This window comes from Massilia agrisoli (assembly GCF_020831365.1).
Taxonomy (GTDB): domain Bacteria; phylum Pseudomonadota; class Gammaproteobacteria; order Burkholderiales; family Burkholderiaceae_D; genus Telluria_A; species Telluria_A agrisoli.
Genome location: NZ_JAJHPV010000014.1, coordinates 1 through 24,000, shown reverse-complemented (window position 1 = coordinate 24,000; position 24,000 = coordinate 1). Strand labels below are relative to the sequence as shown.

Below are 24,000 nucleotides of genomic sequence, written 5' to 3'. Positions count from 1 at the left end.
GGCGGTTTTCAGGGGACGATTTTGTCGCCACAAAGAAAAAATGCCGTTCAGTAATTATCTGAACGGCATTATATCTGTTGCTAGCGAAATGTGAGTTTTACGCTGGTGCGGTCGCGTTCGGCGACACATCGCCCGAGCCGCTGCCCGGCGGTTGGTTGCGCTTAGGCGGCACTTCGAACTTCGGTGGACGTGGCTCGTTGCCGGCCATGATGTCGTTGATTTGGTCCGCGTCGATGGTTTCCCAGTCGAGCAGCGCCTTGGTCATCGTTTCCACCTTGTCGCGGTTTTCTTCCAGCAAGCGGCGCGCCAGGGCGTACTGCTTGTCGAGGATGGCGCGGATTTCTGCGTCAACCTGTTGCTGGGTCGCTTCCGAAATGGTCTTGGTGGCGCCGCCGAAGAAGCCTTCGTTCTCGCTGTCCTCGTAGACCATCACGCCCATGCTGTCGCTCATGCCGAAGCGGGTGACCATCGAGCGCGCCAGCTTGGTTGCGCGGGCAAAGTCGTTCGATGCGCCGGTCGACATCTGTCCAACGAACAGTTCTTCAGCGATACGGCCACCGAAGAGGATCGAGATTTCCTCGAGCATCTTGTCCTTGTAACCGGACAGGCTGTCGTGTTCCGGCAGCTGCCAGGTCAGGCCGAGGGCATAGCCGCGCGGCATGATCGTTACCTTGTGCACCGGGTCAGCCTTCGGCAACAGCTTGGCGATCACCGCGTGGCCCGACTCGTGGTAAGCCGTGTTGCGGCGCTCTTCTTCGCGCATGACCATCGACTTGCGCTCGGGACCCATGAAGATCTTGTCCTTGGCGTCCTCGAAGTCGCTCATCTCGACCAGGCGCTTGCTGCGGCGGGCCGCAAACAGCGCCGCTTCGTTGACCAGGTTGGCCAGGTCCGCGCCCGAGAAACCAGGGGTGCCGCGGGCCAGGATGTCGGCCTTGACGTCGGTGCCGATAGGCACTTTGCGCATGTGCACGTTGAGGATCTGCTCGCGGCCGCGGATGTCCGGCAGGCCAACCATGACCTGGCGGTCGAAACGGCCTGGACGCAGCAGCGCCTTATCGAGCACGTCGGCGCGGTTGGTGGCAGCCACGACGATGACGCCGGAGCTCGCTTCAAAACCGTCCATCTCGACCAGCAGCTGGTTCAAGGTCTGTTCGCGTTCGTCGTTACCGCCGCCCATGCCCGCGCCGCGGTGACGGCCGACAGCGTCGATCTCGTCGATGAAGATGATGCAAGGCGAATGCTTTTTGGCGTTCTCGAACATGTCGCGGACGCGGCTTGCGCCGACACCGACGAACATTTCAACGAAGTCGGAACCCGAGATCGAGAAGAACGGCACCTTCGCTTCGCCGGCAATGGCGCGCGCCAGCAGGGTTTTACCCGTGCCCGGAGGGCCGACCATCAGCACGCCGCGCGGAATGCGTCCGCCCAGTTTCTGGAACTTGGTCGGGTCTTTCAGGAAGTCGACGATCTCAGTGACTTCTTCCTTGGCTTCGTCGCAGCCTGCGACGTCGGCGAAGGTGACGGTATTGTTGGTCTCATCCATCATGCGTGCTTTGGACTTGCCAAAGGAGAACGCGCCTCCCTTGCCGCCGCCCTGCATCTGGCGCATGAAGAACACCCAGACGCCGATCAGGAGCAGCATCGGGAACCAGGAAATGAAGACTTGCTGCAGGAACGAAGGTTCCTCAGGCGGTTTGATGTCGAAGCGCACGCCATTCTCGCGCAGGTCGCCGATCAGGCCGCGGTCGAGCATGGTCGCGGTCGAGCGCACCTTGGTGTCGTCGACCCGGGTCGCGGTAATGTTTGCGCCTTCGATCACGACGTCCTTGATGCGGCGCGCCTTGACCTCATCGAGCAGTTCGGAATAAGCGATGGACTTACTGCCGCCGGCAACGCTATGGGTGTCGAACTGCTTGAACAGCATGAACAACAGCAGCGCGACGACCACCCAGATGGCGGATTTGGAAAACATATTATTCACGAAAACTCCTTCGATGCCGGGGGCATCTTTTTTACCGAATATAAGGGCCGATTCTACTCTCAATCAGCAGGCTATGCCACGCACGCCCGCGATCCTGGCCAAAAAAGCGCCGGAAACCCCACTCGCATGCGGGTTTCCTGCGCAAGATGTGCGGCTGTGCGGTCAAATATCAAGGGCAGATTCATCATCCGCAGCGTGATTCTTTTCGGTAGGATTTTTCAGCCCGCGGCCAACCAGGAAAATTTCCGACGACTTATCCCGGCTTGCCTTTGGCTTAACTTGTTTGACAACTTTAAATTCGGAACGGAATTTCTCGACGATTTGGCTAAAACCCATGTCCTTAAAACATTTCACCACGAGCGCACCGGATGGTTTCAGGTGCAACTGCGAGAATTCAATTGCCAAATCGATAAGATGCTCCATGCGTGCGGCATCAGCCGTCGGGATGCCCGACAGGTTGGGCGCCATGTCCGACAGCACCAGGTCGCAGCGCTTGTTTTCCAGGATGGCGTTAAGCGCGCGCAGGCTGCGCGATTCGCGGAAGTCGCCCAGGATGAAGTGGACGTCGGCGATCGGCTCCATCGGCAGCATGTCGAGGCCGATGATGGTGCCGTTGATGCCCCCGCCCTCCCTGCCCGACAGCTTTTTGCGCGCGTACTGGCTCCAGCTGCCCGGCGTCGAGCCGAGGTCGACAATGACCTGGCCCGGTTTGATCAGCTTTTCCTGTTCGTCGATTTCCTTGAGCTTGTAAGCGGCGCGTGCACGGTATCCCTCTTTTTGTGCCAATTTGACATAGGGATCGTTTATGTGGTCGTGCAACCAGTTTTTGTTTAATTTGTTCTTTGCCATTCGCGTAGAATACTGCTTTTAAAGGATTATCTTAAAATATTATGCAAAAACTTACCCCCGTCGAGCGCAGCGCACTGCGCGCCGAAGCCCACGGACTGAAGCCTGTTGTGATCATCGGCGAAGCCGGCCTGACTCCGGCAGTCATGAAGGAAATCGCGGCCAGCCTCGATTCGCACGGCCTGATCAAGGTACGTGTATTCGGCGACGACCGTGAAGCGCGCGTCGCCATGTATGAAACCATCTGCGAAGAACTCGACGCGGCGCCGGTCCAGCACATCGGCAAGCTGCTGGTGATCTACCGTCCGAAGAAGGAAACCGTCAAAGAGCGCAGCGCCAAGGCAGGCAAAGGCATGCGCGAAGTAACCATCGTCAAGGCCAGCGCCAGCGGCACCAAGCGCCCTAGCGTGACCAAGGTGATGATCAAGGGTAACGAGCGGGTCACCGCCGGCGGCAACATCAAGCGCGCCAAGCCGCGCCAGACCAGCACCAAGAAGAGCCTCGGCTAAGAGGTTTTTCGTAGGGCGGATAAGGCCGAAGGCTCGGCGCCCCCGGCCGCATCCGCCGGGTTTGAGTCAACGCGGCGCCAATTCGGCGGATGCGCTTCGCTTATCCGCCCTACGTGGTGATTTTCGTAGGGCGGATAAGCGCAGCGTCATCCGCCGAATTGGCGTTAAGTGCGGCTTTTTAGCACCAGCGCCACACCCAGCACGCTCTGCACCAGGTAAATCAGCGCGGCCACGCCGTGCACGATCCCGAACTTCATCTTCAGGCTTGAATCCATCACGCCCTGCGCACCCGCCGCTTCACGCAGCATCCCCATCACCGGCTGCATGCCGAAGTACCCGATCACCGTACAGGCCAGCATTCCGCCTACGATAAAGTTAAGCGTGCGCTTGCGCTTTGCGTCGAGATCCGTGGCCAGCATCACCAGCACAAACATCGCCAGCGCGCACGCCACCGTCAGCCACGCCTCGCCGCGGAAGATCCCGGCGGCGATATTGCCGAACATTTTGCGGTCGGGCAGCGTGTTCGACAAAATCGGCGCCACCAGGTAACCAACCGTCCACAGGCTGCCCGCCCACAGCGCGGCCACCAGCAGGCGCAGGCGCGTCGGCATCAGATGTACTTAACTTCGAGGATTTCGTATTCGCGCGGGCCCGATGGCGCCTGCACTTCCACCACGTCGCCCGCGTACTTGCCGATCAGCGCGCGCGAGATCGGCGAGGTTACCGAGATCTTGTTCAGCTTCAGGTCCGCTTCGTCGAGGCCGACGATCTGGTAGGTCACCTTCTGGCCGTTTTCCAGGTCTTCCAGGAAGACGGTCGAGGCGAACACCACGCGCCCTTCAGCGTCGAGGGTGGCAGGGTCGATGATCTGGGCCGAGCTCAGTTTGCCTTCCAGTTCCGCGATGCGGCCTTCGACAAACGCCTGGCGCTCCTTGGCGGCGTCGTACTCGGCGTTCTCGGACAGGTCGCCGTGCGAGCGCGCTTCGGCGATCGCATCGATCACAATGCGGCGCTCTTTGGTCTTGAGGTGATGCAGCTCTTCCTTGAGCAGCTCGGCGCCGTATTTGGTAAGTGGAACAGTATTGTTCATGTCGTATTCGGGTATCAACTAGAAAGTGAAAACCACAGAGCCCGCGAGACAAAAGCCTCACGAGCTCTGTGGTTAGTGGTACTGCTTGCCGCTTAGTTTAAGGTTTTATGCAGGCCTTGTAAATCGTACACGCGCAACTCGTCGAGGTGACGCATGCCTTCGACCGCAGCCTCAGCACCCGCTATTGTAGTGTATGTCGTCACTCCTGCCGCCAAAGCCGAAATACGGATCGCGCGCGAGTCCACAATCGCACTGCGCTTCTCTTCCACCGTGTTGATCACCAGCGAAATCTCGTGGTTCTTGATGATGTCGACCACGTGCGGACGGCCTTCAATCACCTTGTTGATGGCCTGGCACGGAATGCCCGCGGTGTTGATCACTGCCGCGGTGCCCTTGGTCGCCACGATCTGGAAGCCCATCTCGTGCAGGTCGCGCGCCACCTTGACGGCGCGCGGCTTGTCGGATGACTTCACCGACAGGAACACCTTGCCCGATTCCGGCAGCTTGACGCCGGCGCCCATCTGCGACTTGACGAACGCCTCGCCGAAGGTCATGCCGACGCCCATGACTTCACCGGTCGACTTCATCTCAGGTCCGAGGATGGTGTCGACGCCCGGGAATTTCACGAACGGGAACACGGCTTCCTTGACGCTGAAGTAAGGCGGGATCACTTCCTTCGTGATGCCCTGCTGCTCCAGGGTCTGGCCGACCATGCAGCGCGCCGCGATCTTCGCCAGCTGCAGCCCGGTCGCCTTCGACACGAACGGCACCGTGCGCGATGCGCGCGGGTTCACTTCGAGCACATACACGGTGTCGCGCATTTCGCCGTCGCGTTCCTGCTTCTGGATCGCGAACTGCACGTTCATCAGGCCGACCACGTTCAGGCCCTTGGCCATCAGCGAGGTCTGGCGCTTGAGTTCATCGATGGTCTCCGGCGACAGCGAGTACGGTGGCAGTGAGCATGCCGAGTCGCCCGAGTGCACGCCGGCCTGCTCGATGTGCTCCATCACGCCGCCGATGAAGGTGGTGACGCCATCCGAGATGCAGTCGACGTCGCACTCGATCGCGTCGTTCAGGAAGCGGTCCAGCAGCACCGGCGAATCGTTCGACACCTTGACCGCTTCGCGCATGTAGCGCTCGAGGTCACGCTGCTCATGGACGATTTCCATCGCGCGGCCGCCCAGCACGTACGAAGGACGCACCACCAGCGGGTAGCCGATTTCCTGGGCCAGCGACAGCGCTTCGGCTTCGGTGCGCGCGGTGCGGTTAGGCGGCTGGCGCAGGTTCAGCTTCTGCAGCATCTGCTGGAAGCGCTCGCGGTCTTCGGCCGCGTCGATCATGTCCGGCGAGGTGCCGACGATAGGCACGCCGTTCGCTTCCAGGTCGAGCGCAAGCTTCAGCGGGGTCTGGCCGCCGTACTGCACGATCACGCCGACCGGCTTTTCCAGCGCGACGATTTCCAGCACGTCTTCCAGCGTCAGCGATTCGAAGTACAGGCGGTCGGAGGTGTCGTAGTCGGTCGACACGGTCTCCGGGTTACAGTTGACCATGATGGTCTCGTAGCCGTCTTCGCGCATCGCCAGCGCCGCGTGGACGCAGCAGTAATCGAATTCGATACCCTGGCCGATACGGTTCGGGCCACCGCCCAGCACCATGATCTTCTTCTTGTCGGTCGGGTTCGACTCGCACTCTTCGTCGTAAGTCGAATACATGTACGCGGTGTTGGTCGAGAACTCGGCCGCGCAGGTGTCGACGCGCTTGTACACCGGACGGATGTTCAGCGCATGGCGCTTCTCGCGCACTGCGGCGGCGGTGGTCTGCAGCAGGAAGGCCAGGCGGCGGTCCGAGAAGCCCTTTTGCTTCAGCTTGTACAGCATCGGCTTGTCGAGGTTCTCCAGCTTCTGCGTGTCGAGCCACAGTTCGATGTCGACGATTTCCTTGATCTGGACGAGGAACCACGGATCGATGCGGGTCAGCTGGTGCACTTCTTCCAGCGTGAAGCCCTGCGCGAACGCGTCGCCCACGTACCAGATGCGGTCCGGACCCGGCTCGCCCAGTTCTTCTTCGATCTTCTCGCGGTCCTTGGTCTTCTCGTTCAGGCCATCGACGCCCACTTCAAGGCCGCGCAGCGCCTTCTGGAACGACTCCTGGAAGGTGCGGCCGATCGCCATGACTTCACCGACGGACTTCATCTGAGTGGTCAGGTGCTGGTCGGCTGCCGGGAACTTCTCGAACGTGAAGCGCGGGATCTTGGTGACGACGTAGTCGATCGACGGCTCGAACGACGCCGGGGTCGCGCCGCCGGTGATCTCGTTGCGCAGCTCATCGAGCGTGAAGCCCACTGCCAGCTTGGCCGCCACTTTGGCGATCGGGAAGCCGGTCGCTTTCGACGCCAGTGCCGACGAACGCGACACGCGCGGGTTCATCTCGATAACGATCATGCGGCCGTCGGCCGGGTTGATCGAGAACTGCACGTTGGAACCGCCGGTGTCCACCCCGATCTCGCGCAGCACTGCCAGCGAGGCATTGCGCATGATCTGGTATTCCTTGTCCGTCAGCGTCTGCGCCGGCGCCACGGTGATCGAGTCGCCGGTGTGCACGCCCATCGGGTCGAGGTTCTCGATCGAGCAGATGATGATGCAGTTGTCCGCCTTGTCGCGCACCACTTCCATCTCATACTCTTTCCAGCCGATGAGGGACTCTTCGATCAGGAGTTCCTTGGTCGGCGAGGCTTCCAGTCCGCGCTTGCAGATGGTCTCGAATTCTTCTTCGTTGTAAGCGATGCCGCCGCCGGTGCCGCCCATGGTGAACGACGGACGGATGATGGTCGGGAAGCCCAGCTCGCGCTGCACTGCCCACGACTCTTCCATCGAGTGCGCCACGCCGGAGCGCGCCGAACCGAGGCCGATCTTGGTCATCGCTTCCTTGAACTTGGAACGGTCCTCGGCCTTGTCGATCGCCTCGGGGGTCGCGCCGATCAGCTCCACCTTGTACTGCTCAAGCACGCCGTGGCGGTGCAGGTCGAGCGCGCAGTTCAGCGCGGTCTGGCCGCCCATCGTCGGCAGGATCGCGTCAGGACGCTCCTTGGCGATGATGCGCTCGACGACTTTCCACGTGATCGGCTCGATGTACGTGACATCGGCCATCTCGGGGTCGGTCATGATGGTCGCAGGGTTGCTGTTGACGAGGATGACCTTGTAGCCCTCTTCGCGCAGCGCCTTGCACGCCTGTGCGCCGGAATAATCGAACTCGCAAGCCTGGCCGATGATGATCGGGCCTGCGCCAATAATCAGAATACTTTTAATGTCACTACGCTTTGGCATCTTATTTTTTCTCCGCTGCTTGCATCAGGCTGATGAAGCGGTCAAACAGGTAACTTACGTCGTTCGGTCCAGGCGATGCTTCAGGATGGCCCTGGAAGCAGAACGCCGGCTTGTCGGTGCGGGCAAAGCCCTGCAGCGAACCGTCGAACAGCGACACGTGCGTGACGCGGCAGTTGGCTGGCAAGGTGCCGGCATCGACCGCGAAGCCGTGGTTCTGCGAGGTGATCATCACCTTCTTCGAATCGAGGTCCTGCACCGGATGGTTGGCGCCGTGGTGGCCGAACTTCATCTTCATTGTCTTGGCGCCTGACGCGAGCGCCATGATCTGGTGGCCGAGGCAGATGCCGAAGGTCGGGATGCCGCGCTCGATCAGCTCTTTCGACGCTGCGATCGCGTAATCGCACGGTTCCGGGTCGCCCGGGCCGTTGGCCAGGAAGATACCGTCCGGGTTCAGCGCCAGCGCATCGGCGGCGGTGGCCTGGGCCGGCAGCACCGTCACCTTGCAACCGCGTTCGGTCAGCATGCGCAGGATGTTTTTCTTGACGCCGTAGTCGAAGGCGACCACGTGGAATTGAGGATCCGTCAGCTTGCCGTAACCCTCGCCGAGCTTCCACTCGGTTTCGGTGAACTCGTAGGCTTTCGTGGTCGAGACCACTTTGGCCAGGTCCATGCCGGCCAGGCCAGGGAAGGAACGCGCCAGCTCCAGCGCCTGCGACTCTTTCGGCTCCACGCCCTGGGTACCGACCAGGATGGCGCCGCCCTGCGCGCCTTTTTCGCGCAGGATGCGCGTCAGCTTGCGGGTGTCGATGCCGGCGATGGCGACGATGCCTTCGGCCTTGAGGTAGTCGGACAGCGACTGGGTAGTACGGAAATTGGACGCCATCAGCGGCAGGTCGCGGATGATCAGGCCAGCCGCGTGCACCTTGGTGGCCTCGACGTCTTCAAGGTTGACGCCGGTATTTCCGATATGAGGATAAGTCAGGGTGACGATCTGTCGCGAGTAGCTAGGATCGGTGAGGATTTCCTGGTAGCCGGTCATTGCGGTATTGAAAACCACTTCCCCGGTGGTATGACCGGCGGCGCCGATGGAAAAACCTTTAAATATTGTCCCGTCTGCGAGGGCCAGGATGGCTGGAACGGCGGGGCCAGAAAAAAATGGCGGCAAGGGCAACTCCTGATAAAGTTACCGTAGCTGCGCCACGTCAGACCGACGACCCTGCGATCCCGAGCATTTCAGCTCGAGGGATGGGGTCATGTTGAATGAGGGATGTGTGGTAGTCGCTACGGTAGGTGTATTGAATGGCTAAACCTCCGAATTATAGCGCAAGCAGCCTCTTTCGGCAATCGCCGGCGGCCCACTTAATGCCGATTTTTTCCGCCTCTGGACAGCCGCGGCGCGCTTCTCTACATTAGCTCACTCAGCGCAAAGCGCAACTCACTGTAGGAAAAAAATGGCAACGACAGTATTTGGCATGGACACGCCGATGGAGCGTCCCGACCCGGGCGGGCGCGCGGGCGTATTCGTCCCCGGCCCCGAGGCCAGCGAGCCGGTGCGGGCGGCAATGAAGAACGGATCGGGGATGTGCGGCTTCGGCAACCTCGACGGCACCGTCATGATTTACTTCGAGAACAACAGGTTCAACGACAGCGGCCTGCACAAGTGGGAAAACAAGGTCTACAAGGCATACGACCGGATGGTCAACCTGGCGCCGACCGTCAACAAGCTCAACTGCGACGCCGCCAGCCTGATCCAGGTCGGCTTCGTCAAGGGCCGCGAGATCCTGGTGACGGACATGGACGCGCTGATGGACTGGCTGAGGCGCTGCGACGCCCTCGACACCGCGCCAGAAACCGCCGAAATCCACGACTAAGCCATCCGCAGTTCCCAGCAACATTTCCCAAAATCGGGGTCAGACCACAGTCATTTTGGAATATTCCAAAATGACTGTGGTCTGACCCCGATTTTGGAAAGACATCGGGAAAGCCATCCGGTCTGCCCCCGGGGACGGACCCCGAAGTTGCCGGCGATTTTTTCTAGCGTTATTTAGGCTGTCAGCGCGGCAATGCCGGCCTTGGCGATCTGCGCGTCTTCCGGCGATTTCACGCCCGATACGCCGACCGCGCCGATGACGTGGCCGTCAACAACCACCGGCACGCCACCTTCCAGCATCCCTTCGCTGAACGGCGCGCTGCCGAACGCTACGCGGCCGTTGTTGATCATGTCTTCGTAGACCTTGGTGTCGCGGCGGCCCAGCGCCGATACCTTGGCCTTGGCAGGCGCAATGTGCGACGACAGCGGCGCGGCGCCGTCCAGTCGCTGCAGCCACAGCAGGTGGCCGCCGTCGTCGGCAATCGCAATGGTGACCGCCCAGTTGTTGGCGATCGCTTCGGCTTCCGCAGCTGCTGCAATCTTCTTGGCGTCGGCGAGGGTCAGGTAGGGTTTGGTTTGCATGTGCTGTCCTTGTCTAATTGAAAGTGCGCCGATTGTAAGGCTGGCGCCCTGCCCTGCGATACGCGTTGCCGTATAGCCCTTATTGCTGTTGCTTCGCCTTGAGCTTGGCTTTGATCTGGGGCATCACCGCGGCCGCGGCCTGCTCGCCCGCGAGGATCGCGAGATTGCGGCCGTTGAAGTCGGCGCCGCCCATCTTGCCGAGCGCCGGCTGGATCACGATGTCAGCATCCTTGAGCTCGTAATGGTTCAGGCGCTGGCCCATGATCGTAAAGGTCTGCATCAGCACGTCGAGCGAGCTGACCGTTGCTTGCACGTCGGTCTGGGTCGAGATGTTGACGGCGATGATGAAGTCGGCGCCCATCTCCCGCACAAAGCGCACCGGCACCGGCGCGACCAGCCCGCCGTCAACGAACGAGCGCGTGCCGATCTTGACCGGCTGGAATACGCTCGGCACCGCCGACGAGGCCCGCACCGCCTGGCCGGTGTTCCCGCGCTGGAACAGGATCGGCTGGCCTGTTTTCAAATCGGTCGCCACCGCGCCGAAACGCAGCTTGAGTTTTTCCATCGGCTGGTTCTTGACCGCCTTGTTGACGTAGCTCTGCAGCGCCTCGCCCTTCAGTACGCCGGTCGAGGAGCCGAACAGCGGCAGCGCCCAGTCCGAAATCGTCGCTTCGTCCATTTCCATCGCGGTCTTTTGCAGCGCGAAGCCGCCCAGCCCCGATGCGTACAGCGCGCCGACCACGCTGCCGGCACTGGTACCCACCACGATTTCCGGATGAATTCCCTGCGCTTCGAGCGCCTTGATCACGCCGATGTGGGCGAAGCCGCGCGCGGCGCCGCCGCCCAGCGCCAGGCCGATCCGGACTTTCTTGGGTGGCGCCACGACCACCGGCGGCGGCACGATGGCCGCCGGTTGCTGGACCGGCGCCGGCGGCGTACTGCCGCAACCGGCCAGGATCAGTGCGAGGGCAATCAGGGAGCTGCGTTTGGAATACATATGTGGGGAGGAAGGAACAGAGACTGCGATTGTAACTGTTCTGAGCGGCTCGGGCGACCAGCCGATGTGGCTTCAAAGTTATTGCAAAGACAACATGGCAATGGCAGAATGGCCTTCACCCTACAACTCGCGGCCCATCATGAGACCTGCCCCGCTCAGCGCAACGCCCATCACCATCGCCGACGCCCAGCTGGACATGCGCACCGCGTATTACGGCGGCGCCCCCGGCGTCCTGTGCTCCGGCCTGGTGTGGCTCGCCGCCGGCATGGTCGCCTTGCAGCTGTCGGCAGCGCAAGCCGTGTGGACCTTGCTGGTCGGCGGGATGTTCATTCATCCGGCCGCGGTCATGCTCAACAAGGTGCTCGGCCGCAGCGGCAAGCACAATCCTTCCAACCCGTTCGGTTCGCTCGCCATGGCGTCGACCTTCTGGATGATCATGTGCCTGCTGCTGGCGTACGGGGTGTCGATGATACGGATCGAGTGGTTCTTCCCGGCCGTGCTGTTGATTATCGGCGGGCGCTACATGACGTTCGCCACCGTGTATGGAATGCGCGTCTACTGGGTCATGGGCGCGGCGCTCGCGCTGGCCGCGTACCCGTTGTTTGTCTATGGCGCCTCCCCCGCTACCGGCGCACTTGCCGGCGGGGGAATCGAAGTGGCGTTTGCCGTCGCAATATTTCTGATGTCGGGCCGCACAGCGCGCGACGCAGCAGGCGCCGCCCGGATTTAGGCCTACGCACAGAAATCAATTTTTTCGGAGAATGGAACGATGACGAAGTATCTGATTTCCTTCCCTGGACCGGCGATGGACGCCCCGCAGGAAGACATGGCAGCCGTCAGCGAGGCAGCTCACAGCGTCATCCGCGAGGCAAAGAAAGCCGGCGTCTATGTGTTCGGTGGGGGCATCAATGACAAAGTCGCGCCACTCATGGTCGCCGCCAACGGCACAGCCACGAACGAGACCTACACACAGACCAAGGAGCTCGACGGCGGATTCTGTGTCCTGGAACTCCCGTCCCGGGAAGCAGCGGTCCAATGGGCTGCGAAAATCGCGCAAGCTTGCCGTTGCTCCCAGGAACTCCGCGAGTTCTATTTTGACCCAGAAAGTTGACCGAATCCCGTGAGATTCTGCCAGGGCCTGTTAAGCCTTCGGCCCCGGCAGCGACACGATAAAGCTGCTGCCCTTCCCCGCCTCCGACTTGATCGACAGGCTGCCGCCATGGCGCAGCAGCACGTGCTTGACGATCGCCAGGCCTAGTCCCGTGCCCTGGGTTTCGCGCGAGCGGCTCTTGTCGACCCGGTAGAAGCGCTCGGTCAGCCGCGCGATGTGCTGCTGGTCGATGCCGATGCCGGTGTCGGTCACGGCAAACTGCGGGCCGCCGCCGTTGTTGGTCCACGAGATGTGGATGCTGCCGCCTTCCGGTGTGTAGCGCACCGCGTTTGAAGCCAGGTTGCCGAACGCCGAGCGCAGTTCTTCCGCGCTGCCCATCACATCGGGCCCGTCCACGCTGCTGGTAATGGTGTGCTTGCCGCCAGACAGCGCGCGCGCTTCCTCGGCCACCACATTCACCAGCGCCTTCACGTCGACCTGCTCGCTGCGCAGCGGGTAGTCGATCGATTCAAGCCGCGACAGGGTCAGCATGTCTTCGATCAGGCGCTGCATCCGGTGCGCCTGGTCGGTCATCAGCTTGAGGTGCGCTTCACGCGTGGCGGCGTCGAGCGGCATGCCGCTGGACGCAATTTCGAGGAAGCCGACAATCACCGTCAGCGGCGTGCGCAGCTCGTGCGAGGCGTTGGCGATGAAGTCGCGCCGCATCTCCTCGATGCGGTCGGTCTCGGTGGCGTCGTGCGTCACCAGGATCTGGCGCCGGTTCTCGAACGGGATCAGCTGCACGATCAGCTTGCGGTCGCGCAGGCTGAGCGTCAGCGGCTGGTCGTAGCGTCCGAGGATGATGTAGTCGATGAAGTCCGGGTGGCGGATCAGGTTGGTCACCCGCATGCCCTTGTCGCGCTCCAGCGTCAGGCCAAGGTGCTTCTCGGCGGCCGGGTTGCACCACTCGAGGAACAGCACGTCGTCCATGATGGCGACGCCTTCCGGCAGCAGGTGCATGGCCTGGCGGAAGCGCGCCAGCCATTCGGTCAGCTCGGCCTGGTGGCGCTCGTCGTCGCGGCGCAGCCGGTACAGGCGCGAAAAGATTTCGGTCCACGAGCCCCAGCCATCCGGCAACCGCGAGCTGTGCGGGTTGTCCAGCCACACGCTCAGCTGGCTGAGGTAGGTCAGCTGGGTGAACAGCAGCGCCAGCACGGCAACCAGGGCGACCGCCAGGCCGTACACCGCGCCGAACAGCCACCAGACGATGCTGGCGCCGGCCAGGATGAAGGTCATGCGCAGCAGCGCAGGTATCCAGAACAGCAGCTTTGGATTCATTTGTTATTTTTCGGAGAGCATGTATCCGACGCTGCGGACAGTTTTAATCAGGTGTTCCGATTCCTTCAGGGCCTTGCGCAGCCGAAGCACGTGGACATCGACGGTGCGTTCTTCGATGGCGACATGGTCGCCCCAGACCTTGTCGAGCAGCTGGCTGCGCGAGAACACCCTTTCGCGGTGCGCCATCAGGAACTTCAACAGCTTGAACTCGGCATGGCCGATGTCGATTTTCTGGTCGCCGATCGACACCGTGAAGCTGGCCGGGTCGAGCGTCACGGCGCCCGCCTTCATGGCTTCCTGCGCGTGCTCCGGGCTCTTGCGGCGCAGCAGCGCGCGCGCCCGCGCCAGCAGCTCCTTCGGCGAGAACGGCTTGGTGACGTAGTCGTCGGCGCCGGTATCCAGGCCCGCCAGCTTGTCTTCTTCCATGCTCTTGGCCGTCAGCATGATCACCGGGATGTCCTTGAAGTCGCGGTCCGAGCGGATCCGCGACAGCAGGCGCAGCCCGGTCTGGTCGGGCAGCATCCAGTCCAGGAAGATCAGCTGCGGCGTGCGCTTCTGGATGAATTCCCAGGCCGCCGCGCAGTTCTGCACCGAGCACACGTTCCACCCGGCTTCGCGCAAGGAAAAGGTGACCAGTTCGATGATTGCCGGTTCGTCTTCAACGATCAGTACAGTTGTCTTGTCGGCTGCCATCAGGGTGTCACGCTGGTTGGTCGGCGCTTGGCGCGGCGGGCTTGGTGTGGCGGATGTCGCGGCCCTCGACCACGTAGATCACGTATTCCGCGATGTTCTTGGCGTGGTCGCCAATGCGCTCGATCGCCTTGGCCACCCACAAGGTGTCCAGCGCGGACGAGATCGTGCGCGGGTCTTCCATCATGAAGGTGATCAGGTTGCGCATGATCGAGCGGAACTCGTGGTCGATGACTTCGTCCTGGGCGATCAGCTGCAGCGCCTGCTTGCCGTCGAGGCGGGCGAAGGCGTCGAGCGAATCGTGCAGCAGGTCGCCGGTGGCGGTCGCAATGGTGCGGATCATGTCGTAGTGGTTCAGCGCGATCGCGCCGCGCGCGTGCAGGCTTTTCGAGGTGCGCGCGATCTTGGTGGCTTCGTCGCCGATGCGCTCGAGGTCGGTGATGACCTTGATCGTCGCCATGACCGTGCGCAGGTCGTTGGCAGTCGGCTGGCGGCGCACGATCAGGTGGCTGCAGGCGTCGTCGAGCGACACTTCCAGCTGGTTGACCGTGTTGTCTTCCGCGATCACGCGGTCTGCCTGCTCGACATTGCTGACCCGGAAGCAGCCCATCGCTTCCTGGAACTGGGTCTCCACGATGCCGCCCATCAGCAACACCTTGGAGCGGATGGTTTCAAGTTCGTGGTCGTACTGTTTGGATGAATGCTCGCCAATCATGCTGCTCTCCGTCTTCTGTTTTTATAGGGAATAGCTTCGGATCAACCGAAACGCCCGGTAATGTAGTCCTGCGTCTCTTTCCGTGCAGGGTTCATGAATATCTGGTCAGTTTCGCCGAATTCCATCAACTCGCCAAGGTACATGTACGCAGTGTAGTCAGAGCAACGGGCTGCCTGTTGCATATTGTGGGTCACGATGGTGATCGTGTAATCCTGCTTCAGTTCGCTGATCAGCTCTTCGACCTTGGCCGTCGAGATCGGGTCCAGCGCCGAGGTCGGCTCGTCGAGCAGCAGCACGTCGGGCTTGACGGCGACGCCGCGCGCGATGCACAGGCGCTGCTGCTGGCCGCCCGACAGCGACAGGCCGCTCTTGGTCAGCTTGTCCTTGACCTCGCCCCACAGCGCGGCCTTCTTCAGCGCCCATTCGACGCGCTCGTCCATCTCGCCCTTGGACAGGTCTTCATACAGGCGCACGCCGAAGGCGATGTTGTCGTAGACCGACATCGGGAACGGGGTCGGCTTCTGGAACACCATGCCGACCTTGGCGCGCAGCATGTTGACGTCCTGGTCGGCGTCGAGGATGTTCTTGCCGCGGTACATGATCTGCCCCTCGGCGCGCTGGCCCGGGTACAGGTCGTACATGCGGTTCAGCGTGCGCAGCAGGGTCGATTTGCCGCAGCCGGAAGGGCCGATGAAAGCGGTGACCTGCTTTTCATGGATGTCCAGGCTGACATTGGTCAGGCTCTGCGTCTTCCCGTAGAAGAAGTTCAGGCCAGAGATCTCGATGGTTTTGTTCTTCGGCGTCACGGTCGGAATCGGTGTCGGAATTGGGTTGATCATATCTTGGCTTTTTTAATTGGGAGTTTTCTGGCTGAACACGGTGCGCGACAGGATGTTCAGGAACAGCACGCTGAACGTCACAATCAGTGCGCCACCCCATGCAAGGGCGCGCCAGTCGTCGTACGGGCTCATCGCGAACTGGTAGATCACAACCGGCAGGTTGGCCAGCGGCGCGTTCATGTCGGTGCTGAAGAACTGGTTGTTCAGCGCGGTGAACAGCAATGGCGCGGTCTCGCCCGAAATGCGGGCCAGCGCCAGCAGTACGCCGGTGATCACGCCAGCTTTCACGGCGCGCAGGCGCACCATCGTCGCCACTTTCCAGCGCGGGGCGCCGAGCGCGAACGCGGCTTCGAGCAGGCTGTTAGGCACCAGGCGCAGCATGTTGTCGGTGGTGCGCACGACCACCGGCACGGCGATCAGCGACAGCGCGATGGTGCCCGCGTAGCCGGAGAAATGCTTGGCGTTGGCAACATAGATCGCATACACGAACAGGCCGATGACAATCGATGGCGCCGACAGCATGATGTCGGTCACAAAGCGGGTCACCTGGGCGAACCAGTTGCGGTCGCCGTATTCGGCCAGGTAGACGCCGGCCAAAATGCCGATCGGGGTGCTGATGGCCGTCGACAGGCCGACCATCATGATGCTGCCGACGATCGCGTTGCGCAGGCCGCCGCCTTCGCTGCCAGGGGCCGGGGTGTCGCCGGAGAACAAGGTCAGCGACAGCGCGCCGAAGCCATTGACCAGCAAGGTCCACAGGATCCACGCCAGCGCCAGCAGGCCGATGGACATGGCCAGCACCGACAGCACGATGCCGATGCGGTGCACGCGCAGGCGTTTGCGATAAACAGGATTCATGGCGGTCATTTCACGCCCTCCTTCCGGGACATGCCAGCAAGCATAAGCTTGGCGGCGGACAGGACGATGAAAGTAATGATGAACAGGATCAGGGCGAGCGCGAACAGCGAGGACACGTGCAGCGGCGACGCGGCTTCGGCAAATTCGTTGGCGAGGGTCGACGAGATACTGTTACCCGCCGCGAACAGCGACCACGACAGCGAGTGCGCGTTGCCGATCACGAAGGTGACGGCCATGGTCTCGCCCAGCGCGCGGCCGAGGCCCAGCATGACGCCGCCGACGACACCGGTCTTGGTGTAAGGCAGCACGACCTTGCGCACCACTTCCCACTGCGTGCAGCCGAGGCCGTATGCCGACTCTTTCAGCACCGCGGGAACGATCTCGAACACATCGCGCATCACGGACGAAATGAAGGGGATGATCATCACCGCCAAAATCAGGCCGGCGGTCAGGATGCCGATACCCATGGTCGGGCCGCTGAACATCTGTCCAATGACAGGCAGCTGGCCAAGCGTGCTTTTCAGCAGCGGCTGGACGTGGTCGGCAAACAGCGGCGCAAACACGAACAGGCCCCACATGCCGTAGATAATCGACGGCACGCCGGCCAGCAGTTCGACGGCGGTACCGAGGGGACGGCGCAGCCAGACGGGGCAGATTTCGGTAAGGAACAGTGCGATGCCGAAGCTCACCGGGAAGGCGATCAGCAAGGCGATGAAGGATGTGGCCAGGGTGCCGACGATGGCGATCATGGCGCCATATTTATCGTTGACCGGGTCCCATTCGACCGTGGTAACGAACGAAGCGCCGAACTCCTTGAAAGCCGGCGCCGCGCCCATGATCAGCGACACGATGATGCCGATCAGGACCAGCAGCACGGAGGCTGCGAAGGTAAGTGTTAATTTGTGGAAGATGAAATCCTGGAAGCGCTGCTTGCGCATGGTGGAATGCATCGCCGCTGCGCTGCGCTGCTCCGCCGCACTTCCCTGCACATCCGTCATCGCTACGGGTGGGTGTACGCTCATGGTATGTTTTTTGTGTTAACCGTGCCTCTGACGGGCTTTGGTTGGGTAAGTCGGGAAGAATCACTCGTAGGGCGGAAGAGCGCGAAGCGCGTCATCCGCCGAATTCGCATGTTACAACGCAGCTCACACGATTCGGCGGATGACGCGCGTTGCGCTCTTCCGCCCTACGTACAACTATTTACCAGGCAGCCTTGCCCGATGCATCTTTCAAGTTCGCCTTCCAGGCGTCGTTGACCAGCTTGACAACCGACTCAGGCATTGGAACATAGTCGAGGTCGGTCGCGGCCTTGTCGCCGTTCTTGAATGCCCATTCGAAGAACTTCAGGGCTTCCTTGCCTTTGGCAGCGTCGGCCTGGGTCTTGTGCATCAGGATGTACGACACGCCGGTGATCGGCCAGCTGGCCTTGCCTGCCTGGTCGGTCAGCACCACGCCGAAGCCTGGGGCCTTGGTCCACTCGGCCGATGCGGCTGCCGCCTTGAACGCTTCGTCGTCAGGCTGCAGGAACACGCCGTCCTTGTTCTTCAGCTGGGTGTGCGAAATCTTGTTCTTTTTCGCGAATGCCCACTCGACGTAGCCGATCGCGCCCTTGATACGCTGCACGTTTGCCGCCACGCCTTCGTTACCCTTGCCGCCGACGCCGGTGGCCCACTTCACGGTCGCGCCTGCGCCGATTTTGCCCTTGAAGTCCGGGCTGGCCTTCGACAGGTAGTCGGTGAACAGGAACGAGGTGCCCGAACCGTCAGCGCGGTACACCACGGTGATGTCTTCCGCCGGCAGGGCCACGCCTGGGTTCAGCGCGGCGATTTGCGGCGCGTTCCATTTGGTGATCTTGCCCAGGTAGATGTCGGCGACAACCGGGCCGGTCAGCTTCAGCTGGCCCGGGGTAATGCCTGGCAGGTTGACGACGGTGACAACGCCGCCCATGATCATCGGGAACTGGAACAGGCCCGATGCATCCAGGTCTTCCGCCTTCAGCGGCATGTCCGAGGCGCCGAAGTCGACGGTCTTTGCCTTGATCTGCTTGATACCGGCGCTGGAACCGACCGACTGGTAGTTCACGCTGTTGCCGGTTGCCTTCTTGTAGTCTTCCGCCCACTTCGCATACACAGGATAAGGGAAGGTGGCGCCCGCGCCAGTCACGTTAGCGGCAATCGCCGACGACATTGCCATCACTGCAGTTGCGCCGATGACCAGGGAAGCCAACATCTTTTTCATTCGCATATCAAGTCCTTATAGGTGGAACTACGGGGTGAATGCTGCGCAGTGTACCGCCCCAATATGACACGTTTATGACATCGCAAAAACTGGCTGAACAGCACGTTTTGTCGCTGCATGATACTCTGAATCTGACACTAGTTTGATGTCACACAAACAATGCCAAGTCATCGCCTTGTCATATTTCCTAAACACACTATCGCGGGATAAGATCACTCCTATTAGATAGAAAAACATGAAAACTGTTGCACAAGCCGACACGTCGAAGCACACCACGTTTCTCGACCGGGAGCTGTCGCAGCTCACGTTCAACCGGCGCGTCCTTGCCCAGGCGGAAGACCCCGCCATTCCCCTGCTCGAGCGGCTGCGCTACTTGTGTATCGTCAGTAACAACCTCGATGAATTCTTCGAAGTGCGGGTCGCCAGCCTGCTGGCCCAGGGCAACCCTGCCGAAAACCCCGCGCTCAGCGCCACCCTCGCCCGCATCAACGTCGAATGCCATGACCTGGTACAGCGCCAGTACGCCATCCTGAACACCGAGGTCTTGCCTCAATTGCAAGAAAAAGGCGTGCAACTGGTGCGCCACACCGACCGCAACGAAGCGCAGCGCGCCTGGGTGAAGGAATATTTCGAGCGCGAAGTGCGCCCCCTGCTGACGCCGATCGGCCTCGACCCGGCCCACCCCTTCCCCCAGGTGGTCAACAAAAGCCTGAATTTCATCATCGCGCTGACCGGCAAGGATGCTTTCGGACGCGGCACCGGCATCGCCATCGTCAAGGCGCCGCGGGTGCTGCCGCGCGTCATCAAGCTGCCGGACCACCTGTCGCGCAACGGCGGCGCCTCGTTCTGCCTGCTGTCCTCCGTGATCCACTCGCATATAGAAGACCTGTTCCCCGGCCGCGAAGTTGCAGCTTATTCGCAGTTCCGCGTCACCCGCGACTCCGACCTGTGGGTGGACGAGGAAGAGGTCAAGAACCTGCGCCAGGCGCTCAAGGGCGAACTGCAGGGCCGCCAGTTCGGCACCTCGGTGCGGCTGGAAGTGGCCAAGAACTGCCCGCCGGAGCTGTCGCAGTTCCTGCTCAACCAGTTCAGCCTCGATCCGTCGCGCCTGTACGCAGTCGACGGCCCGGTCAACCTGGTGCGCCTGAACGAGCTGATCGACCACGTGCAGACCCCAAGCCTGCGTTTTCCGCCATTTGTTCCCGGGCAACTGCCCAAACTGGGCGGTACCGGCATTTTCGAGCAATTGAAAAAGCACGAGATCTTGCTGCACCACCCTTTCCAGTCCTTCCAGCCGGTGGTCGACTTCATCTGCGCCGCGGCGCGCGACCCCGATGTGGTGGCCATCAAGCAGACCATTTACCGCACCGGCGCCCATTCCGAGCTGATGGAAGCGCTGGTGGCAGCCGCCCGCGCCGGCAAGGAAGTGACGGTAATCCTCGAACTGATGGCGCGCTTCGACGAGGAAGCCAACATCAACTGGGCCGACAAGCTCGAAACCGCAGGCGCCCAGGTGGTCTACGGCGTGGTCGGCCTGAAGACGCACGCCAAGATCGCGCTGGCGATCCGGCGCGAAGATGGCGGCCTGAAGTTCTATTCCCACCTCGGCACCGGCAACTACCACCTGACCACCACCCGCCTGTACACCGACTTTGGCCTGCTGACGGCGCACCAGGAAGTAGGCCAGGAGGTCAACGAGGTGTTCATCCACCTGACCAGCCTGTCCAAGCCGCAAAAGCTGCGCCACCTGTGGCTGGCGCCGTTCACCTTGCAAAACGAGATCATCCGCGCGATCCGCAACGAGGCGCGGCTCGCCCGTTCGGGCCGCCCGGGGCGCATCATCGCCAAGGTCAACGCGCTGGTCGATGAATCGGTGATCCGCGCCTTGTATGCGGCTTCGCAGGACGGCGTGAAAATCGACCTGATCGTGCGCGGCGCGTGCACGCTGAACCCGGGCGTGCCGGGACTGTCGGAAAACATCAAGGTGCGCTCGATCATCGGCCGCTTCCTCGAACACAGCCGCATCTATTATTTCCGCAACGACCTGGCGCACGACGTCTACCTTGCCAGTGCCGACTGGATGAGCCGCAACCTGTTCCGCCGCATCGAAGTCGCCTTCCCCGTGCTGGACAAGGCGCTCAAGCGGCGCGTCATCACGGAAGGACTGAACCCCTACCTGAAGGACAACTCGAATGCGTGGGAGCTGGAACCTGGCGGGCAATACCAGCGCCGCCGCGCGCGCAGCAAGCAGGCCGGTTTCTCGGCCCAGGAATACCTGATGAAACTGCTCGGCACGCCGACGGCCGAGGACAGCGAATGAGCAACCCGCAGCATAACAACAAGGAGGATGGCATGGACCTGATCTTGTGGCGTCATGCGGAAGCAGCAGACCCCGAACCCGGGCAGCTCGACATGCAGCGCGCCCTGACCCCGAAAGGCCAGAAGCAGGCGCGGCGCATGGCCGAATGGCTTACCTCGCAGCTGCCGGAAAGCTGCAAGGTGCTGGTCAGCCCGGCCGTGCGCACCTTGCAGACGGTCGAACCATTGGGGCGCAAGTTCAAGGTCCAGCCGGAAATCGGCCCTGGCGCCGACCCGCGCGAAGTGCTGCGCGTGGCCAACTGGCCGAATGCGCGCGACCCGGTGCTGATCGTCGGCCACCAGCCGACGCTGGGCCAGGTCGCCGCGCTGCTGTTGTCGGGCGAGGCGCAATACTGGGAGATGAAAAAGGCCAGTGCCTGGTGGTTCGTGCAGCGCGAGCCCTCCGACCCGGGCAGCCTGTACCTGAAAGCCGTGATGGCGCCGGACCTGATTGTCAAATGACATGCGGCTCCCCTTGTAAAGACCCTGCTGTCTGCTAAAGTTTAGATGTATCAATTCCAAGGGGGGACGCCGGAAACGACGTTGGATCATATGTTGAGCTTGCTCGTCATCGGTATTCTTAGCGGCATGGCCGGGCTGGTTATCTACGAACTGGTGGAAGAGGTTCGCGGAGGTTCGCACCAACTGCACGATCGCTATCATGAATAGCACAGCGGCCCGGATTATCCGGCCGATTAAAAAGCGGCAAGGCCCTTGAAGGCGCTTGCCGCTTTTGTTTTGTAACGACGGATGCTGGTTCAGACGTGCAGCAGCAGGTGTTCCCGCTCCCACGGACTAATCACGGTCATGAACTCCAGGTGCTCCTGCTCCTTGATCGCCGAATACACATCGACGAAACGCTGGCCCAGCACTTCGGCCAGCTTGTCTTCGGCGCGCAGCATGCGCAGCGCTTCAGGCAGGCCCTGCGGCAGTTCAAAATCGAGGTGCTGGGCGCTGCTGCCGGTGGGCTCAAGCGGTTCAAGCTGCTCGGTCATGCCCAGGTAGCCGCACGCCAGCGTGACGGCAAACGCCAGGTAGGGGTTGGCGTCGGCGCCAATAACCCGGTTTTCGACCCGGCGGTCGGCCGGCCGCGACGCCGGCACCCGGAAGCCGACCGTGCGGTTGTCGATCCCCCACTGCACATTGACCGGCGCATAGGTATGCCGCACGATGCGGCGGTACGAATTGACGTAAGGCGCGGCCAGCGCCATCGCCGACGGCATGTAGCGCTGCAAGCCGCCGATGTAGTGATAAAACGCTTTGGACGGCGAGCCATCCGGATTGCTGAACAGGTTCTGCCCGGATTGCACATCGAGCACGCTCTGGTGCACGTGCATCGCCGAACCCGGTTCGTTGGCCATCGGCTTGGCCATGAAGGTCGCATACATATCGTGCTTGAGCGCGGCCTCGCGCAGGGTGCGCTTGAAATAGAACACGTTGTCGGCCATGCCGAGCGGGTCGCCGTGCAGGAAGTCAATGCCCATCTGCCCTGCCCCGATCTCGTGGATCAGGGTGTCGACGTCCAGCTGCATCAGGTCGCAGTAGTCGTAGATGTCCTCGAACAGCGGGTCGAACTCGTTGACCGCGTCGATGCTGTAGATCTGGCGGCTGGTTTCGGCGCGGCCGCTGCGCCCGATCGGCGACTTGAGCGGCTGGTTCGGGTCCATGTTCTGGGCCGTCAGGTAGAACTCCAGCTCGGGGCCGACGACGGGCGACCAGCCGCGGTCGGCGTACAGCTTGAGCACGCGGCGCAGCACCGAGCGCGGCGCGAAGTCGACCAGGGTGCCATCGGCGAAGAAGCAATCGTGGATCACCTGCCCGGTCGGGTCGGCGGCCCACGGCACGATGGTGATCGTGGCCGGGTCGGCCCGGAGGATCATGTCGCGGTCGGTGGCCGAAATCGCGCGCTCGTAGGCCGCGTCGCCGGTCGGATAGTTGCCGGTAACTGTCATCCCGAGCACGGCTTCGGGAATGCGCATGCCGCGTTCTTCGGTGAATTTGGTGCGCGGCAGGATTTTGCCGCGGGCAACGCCGGTCAGGTCCGGCACCAGGCACTCAATTTCAGTGACCCGTTTCTCATTGAGATACAGGTCCATATCGCTATAGGTAAAATTCTGGCGCAGCGCCATTATTCCTCCTGTTCCGGCGAGGACTGTTATCGATATTGAATTATATCGCGCCGCGCTAACGAAGGAATTTCGTCAGTGCGCTGCTTGCGGATGGATCGAGCCCGGTGAACTGGAGGGCGATCTTGAACTCGCCGCTGCTGAAGACGCAGGAGTTGACTTTGATGCCGGTGGCGATCGGCGTCGGCTTGCCGTCGATCAGCAGGTCGAAGCTGATCCGGCCGTTCAGGCCCATCGGCAAGGGGTCGGAGACCGATACCGACATGCCGGTGCTGCCGATGTCGGCCGTGCGCACCAGGATGGGGTCAAGCGTCGGCAGGGAAAGGACGGCTTTTACCTTGAAAATTTTGCGGCTTTGTCTTGGTTCTGCTAACACGTGAGTCTACTCTTTACTGGATGTTCAAATTCGGCGGAGGCGGCCCTTCGGACCTTTGTATAGCCGGGGGACATGGTGAACACTTGTCGGGAGACATCGTGAACACATGAATGGCATTTTATTCCTCTTTTCTTAGATCGAGAGAACCGAAATTTCGATCGCAAAAATAGA

23 protein-coding genes are annotated in these 24,000 nt (G+C 61.7%); 6 read left to right on the top strand and 17 right to left on the bottom strand.

Features of this window, described 5'->3' with window-relative positions; genetic code table 11:
* Positions 1 to 97 precede the first annotated feature (97 nt).
* Together ftsH and LMJ30_RS14460 are read right to left on the bottom strand one after the other, a co-directional pair.
* Positions 98 to 1,984, bottom strand: a complete 1,887-nt coding sequence (gene ftsH, locus LMJ30_RS14465) for an ATP-dependent zinc metalloprotease FtsH (protein ID WP_229433050.1) — start codon at positions 1,982 to 1,984, stop codon at positions 98 to 100.
* 162 nt (positions 1,985 to 2,146) lie between these two features.
* Positions 2,147 to 2,833 (bottom strand): RlmE family RNA methyltransferase, encoded by a 687-nt coding sequence (locus LMJ30_RS14460; protein WP_229433049.1) that lies wholly within the window; start codon positions 2,831 to 2,833, stop codon positions 2,147 to 2,149.
* 41 nt (positions 2,834 to 2,874) lie between these two features.
* Here LMJ30_RS14460 and yhbY point away from each other — a divergent pair, with 41 nt between their 5' ends.
* Positions 2,875 to 3,339 (top strand): ribosome assembly RNA-binding protein YhbY, encoded by a 465-nt coding sequence (gene yhbY / locus LMJ30_RS14455; RefSeq protein ID WP_229433048.1) that lies wholly within the window; start codon positions 2,875 to 2,877, stop codon positions 3,337 to 3,339.
* Between the two features lie 164 nt (positions 3,340 to 3,503).
* Here the strand turns inward: yhbY and LMJ30_RS14450 are convergent, their stop codons facing one another.
* The 4 genes from LMJ30_RS14450 to carA all read right to left on the bottom strand — a co-directional run bounded on the left by LMJ30_RS14450 (position 3,504) and on the right by carA (position 8,917).
* Positions 3,504 to 3,950 (bottom strand): DUF4149 domain-containing protein, encoded by a 447-nt coding sequence (locus tag LMJ30_RS14450; protein ID WP_229433047.1) that lies wholly within the window; start codon positions 3,948 to 3,950, stop codon positions 3,504 to 3,506.
* Positions 3,950 to 4,429 carry a transcription elongation factor GreA gene (gene greA, locus LMJ30_RS14445; protein ID WP_229433046.1) on the bottom strand — a complete coding sequence of 160 codons (480 nt, stop codon included), beginning with the start codon at positions 4,427 to 4,429 and terminating at the stop codon, positions 3,950 to 3,952. Before greA ends, LMJ30_RS14450 begins: the two co-directional genes overlap by 1 nt.
* A gap of 92 nt (positions 4,430 to 4,521) precedes the next feature.
* Complete coding sequence (gene carB, locus LMJ30_RS14440) at positions 4,522 to 7,752, bottom strand: carbamoyl-phosphate synthase large subunit (RefSeq protein ID WP_229433045.1); 3,231 nt, start codon at positions 7,750 to 7,752, stop codon at positions 4,522 to 4,524.
* Position 7,753: 1 nt separating this feature from the next.
* A complete protein-coding gene (gene carA / locus LMJ30_RS14435; RefSeq protein ID WP_229433044.1) occupies positions 7,754 to 8,917 on the bottom strand; it encodes a glutamine-hydrolyzing carbamoyl-phosphate synthase small subunit in 1,164 nt (387 codons plus the stop codon).
* Between the two features lie 286 nt (positions 8,918 to 9,203).
* Here carA and LMJ30_RS14430 point away from each other — a divergent pair, with 286 nt between their 5' ends.
* The gene (locus LMJ30_RS14430; protein WP_229433043.1) at positions 9,204 to 9,623 is read left to right on the top strand and encodes a hypothetical protein; all 420 of its coding nucleotides are present in this window, start codon (positions 9,204 to 9,206) and stop codon (positions 9,621 to 9,623) included.
* 173 nt (positions 9,624 to 9,796) lie between these two features.
* Here LMJ30_RS14430 and LMJ30_RS14425 read toward each other — a convergent pair whose 3' ends face one another.
* Positions 9,797 to 10,204 (bottom strand): GlcG/HbpS family heme-binding protein, encoded by a 408-nt coding sequence (locus LMJ30_RS14425; RefSeq protein ID WP_229433042.1) that lies wholly within the window; start codon positions 10,202 to 10,204, stop codon positions 9,797 to 9,799.
* 79 nt (positions 10,205 to 10,283) lie between these two features.
* A complete protein-coding gene (locus LMJ30_RS14420) occupies positions 10,284 to 11,201 on the bottom strand; it encodes a patatin-like phospholipase family protein (protein ID WP_229433041.1) in 918 nt (305 codons plus the stop codon).
* 139 nt (positions 11,202 to 11,340) lie between these two features.
* Here LMJ30_RS14420 and LMJ30_RS14415 point away from each other — a divergent pair, with 139 nt between their 5' ends.
* Both LMJ30_RS14415 and LMJ30_RS14410 read left to right on the top strand, forming a co-directional pair.
* Entirely contained in the window at positions 11,341 to 11,931 is a 591-nt protein-coding gene (locus tag LMJ30_RS14415; protein ID WP_229433040.1) for a DUF7010 family protein, read from the top strand.
* 39 nt (positions 11,932 to 11,970) lie between these two features.
* Positions 11,971 to 12,312 carry a YciI family protein gene (locus LMJ30_RS14410; protein WP_229433039.1) on the top strand — a complete coding sequence of 114 codons (342 nt, stop codon included), beginning with the start codon at positions 11,971 to 11,973 and terminating at the stop codon, positions 12,310 to 12,312.
* Between the two features lie 30 nt (positions 12,313 to 12,342).
* On the opposite strand, the gene phoR is transcribed toward LMJ30_RS14410, so the two are convergent.
* From phoR to pstS, 7 genes are all read right to left on the bottom strand, one after another.
* Positions 12,343 to 13,629: a phosphate regulon sensor histidine kinase PhoR gene (gene phoR, locus LMJ30_RS14405; protein WP_229433038.1), complete on the bottom strand. Its 1,287-nt coding sequence runs from the start codon at positions 13,627 to 13,629 to the stop codon at positions 12,343 to 12,345.
* Positions 13,630 to 13,632: 3 nt separating this feature from the next.
* The gene (locus LMJ30_RS14400) at positions 13,633 to 14,322 is read right to left on the bottom strand and encodes a response regulator (RefSeq protein ID WP_229433037.1); all 690 of its coding nucleotides are present in this window, start codon (positions 14,320 to 14,322) and stop codon (positions 13,633 to 13,635) included.
* 7 nt (positions 14,323 to 14,329) lie between these two features.
* Positions 14,330 to 15,034, bottom strand: coding sequence for a phosphate signaling complex protein PhoU (gene phoU / locus LMJ30_RS14395; protein ID WP_229433036.1), 705 nt, complete (start codon positions 15,032 to 15,034; stop codon positions 14,330 to 14,332).
* Between the two features lie 41 nt (positions 15,035 to 15,075).
* On the bottom strand, positions 15,076 to 15,873 hold the full coding sequence (gene pstB, locus LMJ30_RS14390; RefSeq protein WP_229433035.1) for a phosphate ABC transporter ATP-binding protein PstB: 798 nt from the start codon (positions 15,871 to 15,873) through the stop codon (positions 15,076 to 15,078).
* 12 nt (positions 15,874 to 15,885) lie between these two features.
* The gene (gene pstA / locus LMJ30_RS14385) at positions 15,886 to 16,740 is read right to left on the bottom strand and encodes a phosphate ABC transporter permease PstA (RefSeq protein ID WP_229433034.1); all 855 of its coding nucleotides are present in this window, start codon (positions 16,738 to 16,740) and stop codon (positions 15,886 to 15,888) included.
* Positions 16,737 to 17,729 (bottom strand): phosphate ABC transporter permease subunit PstC, encoded by a 993-nt coding sequence (pstC, locus tag LMJ30_RS14380; protein ID WP_229433419.1) that lies wholly within the window; start codon positions 17,727 to 17,729, stop codon positions 16,737 to 16,739. The genes pstA and pstC overlap by 4 nt, the downstream gene beginning before the upstream one ends.
* Positions 17,730 to 17,931: 202 nt before the next feature.
* The gene (gene pstS, locus LMJ30_RS14375; RefSeq protein ID WP_371873027.1) at positions 17,932 to 18,960 is read right to left on the bottom strand and encodes a phosphate ABC transporter substrate-binding protein PstS; all 1,029 of its coding nucleotides are present in this window, start codon (positions 18,958 to 18,960) and stop codon (positions 17,932 to 17,934) included.
* A 244-nt stretch (positions 18,961 to 19,204) separates the two neighbouring features.
* Between pstS and ppk1 the strand changes: the two genes are divergently transcribed.
* A complete protein-coding gene (gene ppk1, locus LMJ30_RS14370) occupies positions 19,205 to 21,289 on the top strand; it encodes a polyphosphate kinase 1 (protein WP_229433032.1) in 2,085 nt (694 codons plus the stop codon).
* 32 nt (positions 21,290 to 21,321) lie between these two features.
* Positions 21,322 to 21,789, top strand: coding sequence for a SixA phosphatase family protein (locus tag LMJ30_RS14365; protein ID WP_229433417.1), 468 nt, complete (start codon positions 21,322 to 21,324; stop codon positions 21,787 to 21,789).
* Positions 21,790 to 22,085: 296 nt separating this feature from the next.
* On the opposite strand, the gene LMJ30_RS14360 is transcribed toward LMJ30_RS14365, so the two are convergent.
* Together LMJ30_RS14360 and LMJ30_RS14355 are read right to left on the bottom strand one after the other, a co-directional pair.
* Entirely contained in the window at positions 22,086 to 23,456 is a 1,371-nt protein-coding gene (locus LMJ30_RS14360) for a glutamine synthetase family protein (protein ID WP_229433031.1), read from the bottom strand.
* A 55-nt stretch (positions 23,457 to 23,511) separates the two neighbouring features.
* Entirely contained in the window at positions 23,512 to 23,829 is a 318-nt protein-coding gene (locus tag LMJ30_RS14355) for a PilZ domain-containing protein (protein WP_229433030.1), read from the bottom strand.
* Positions 23,830 to 24,000: the final 171 nt, after the last annotated feature.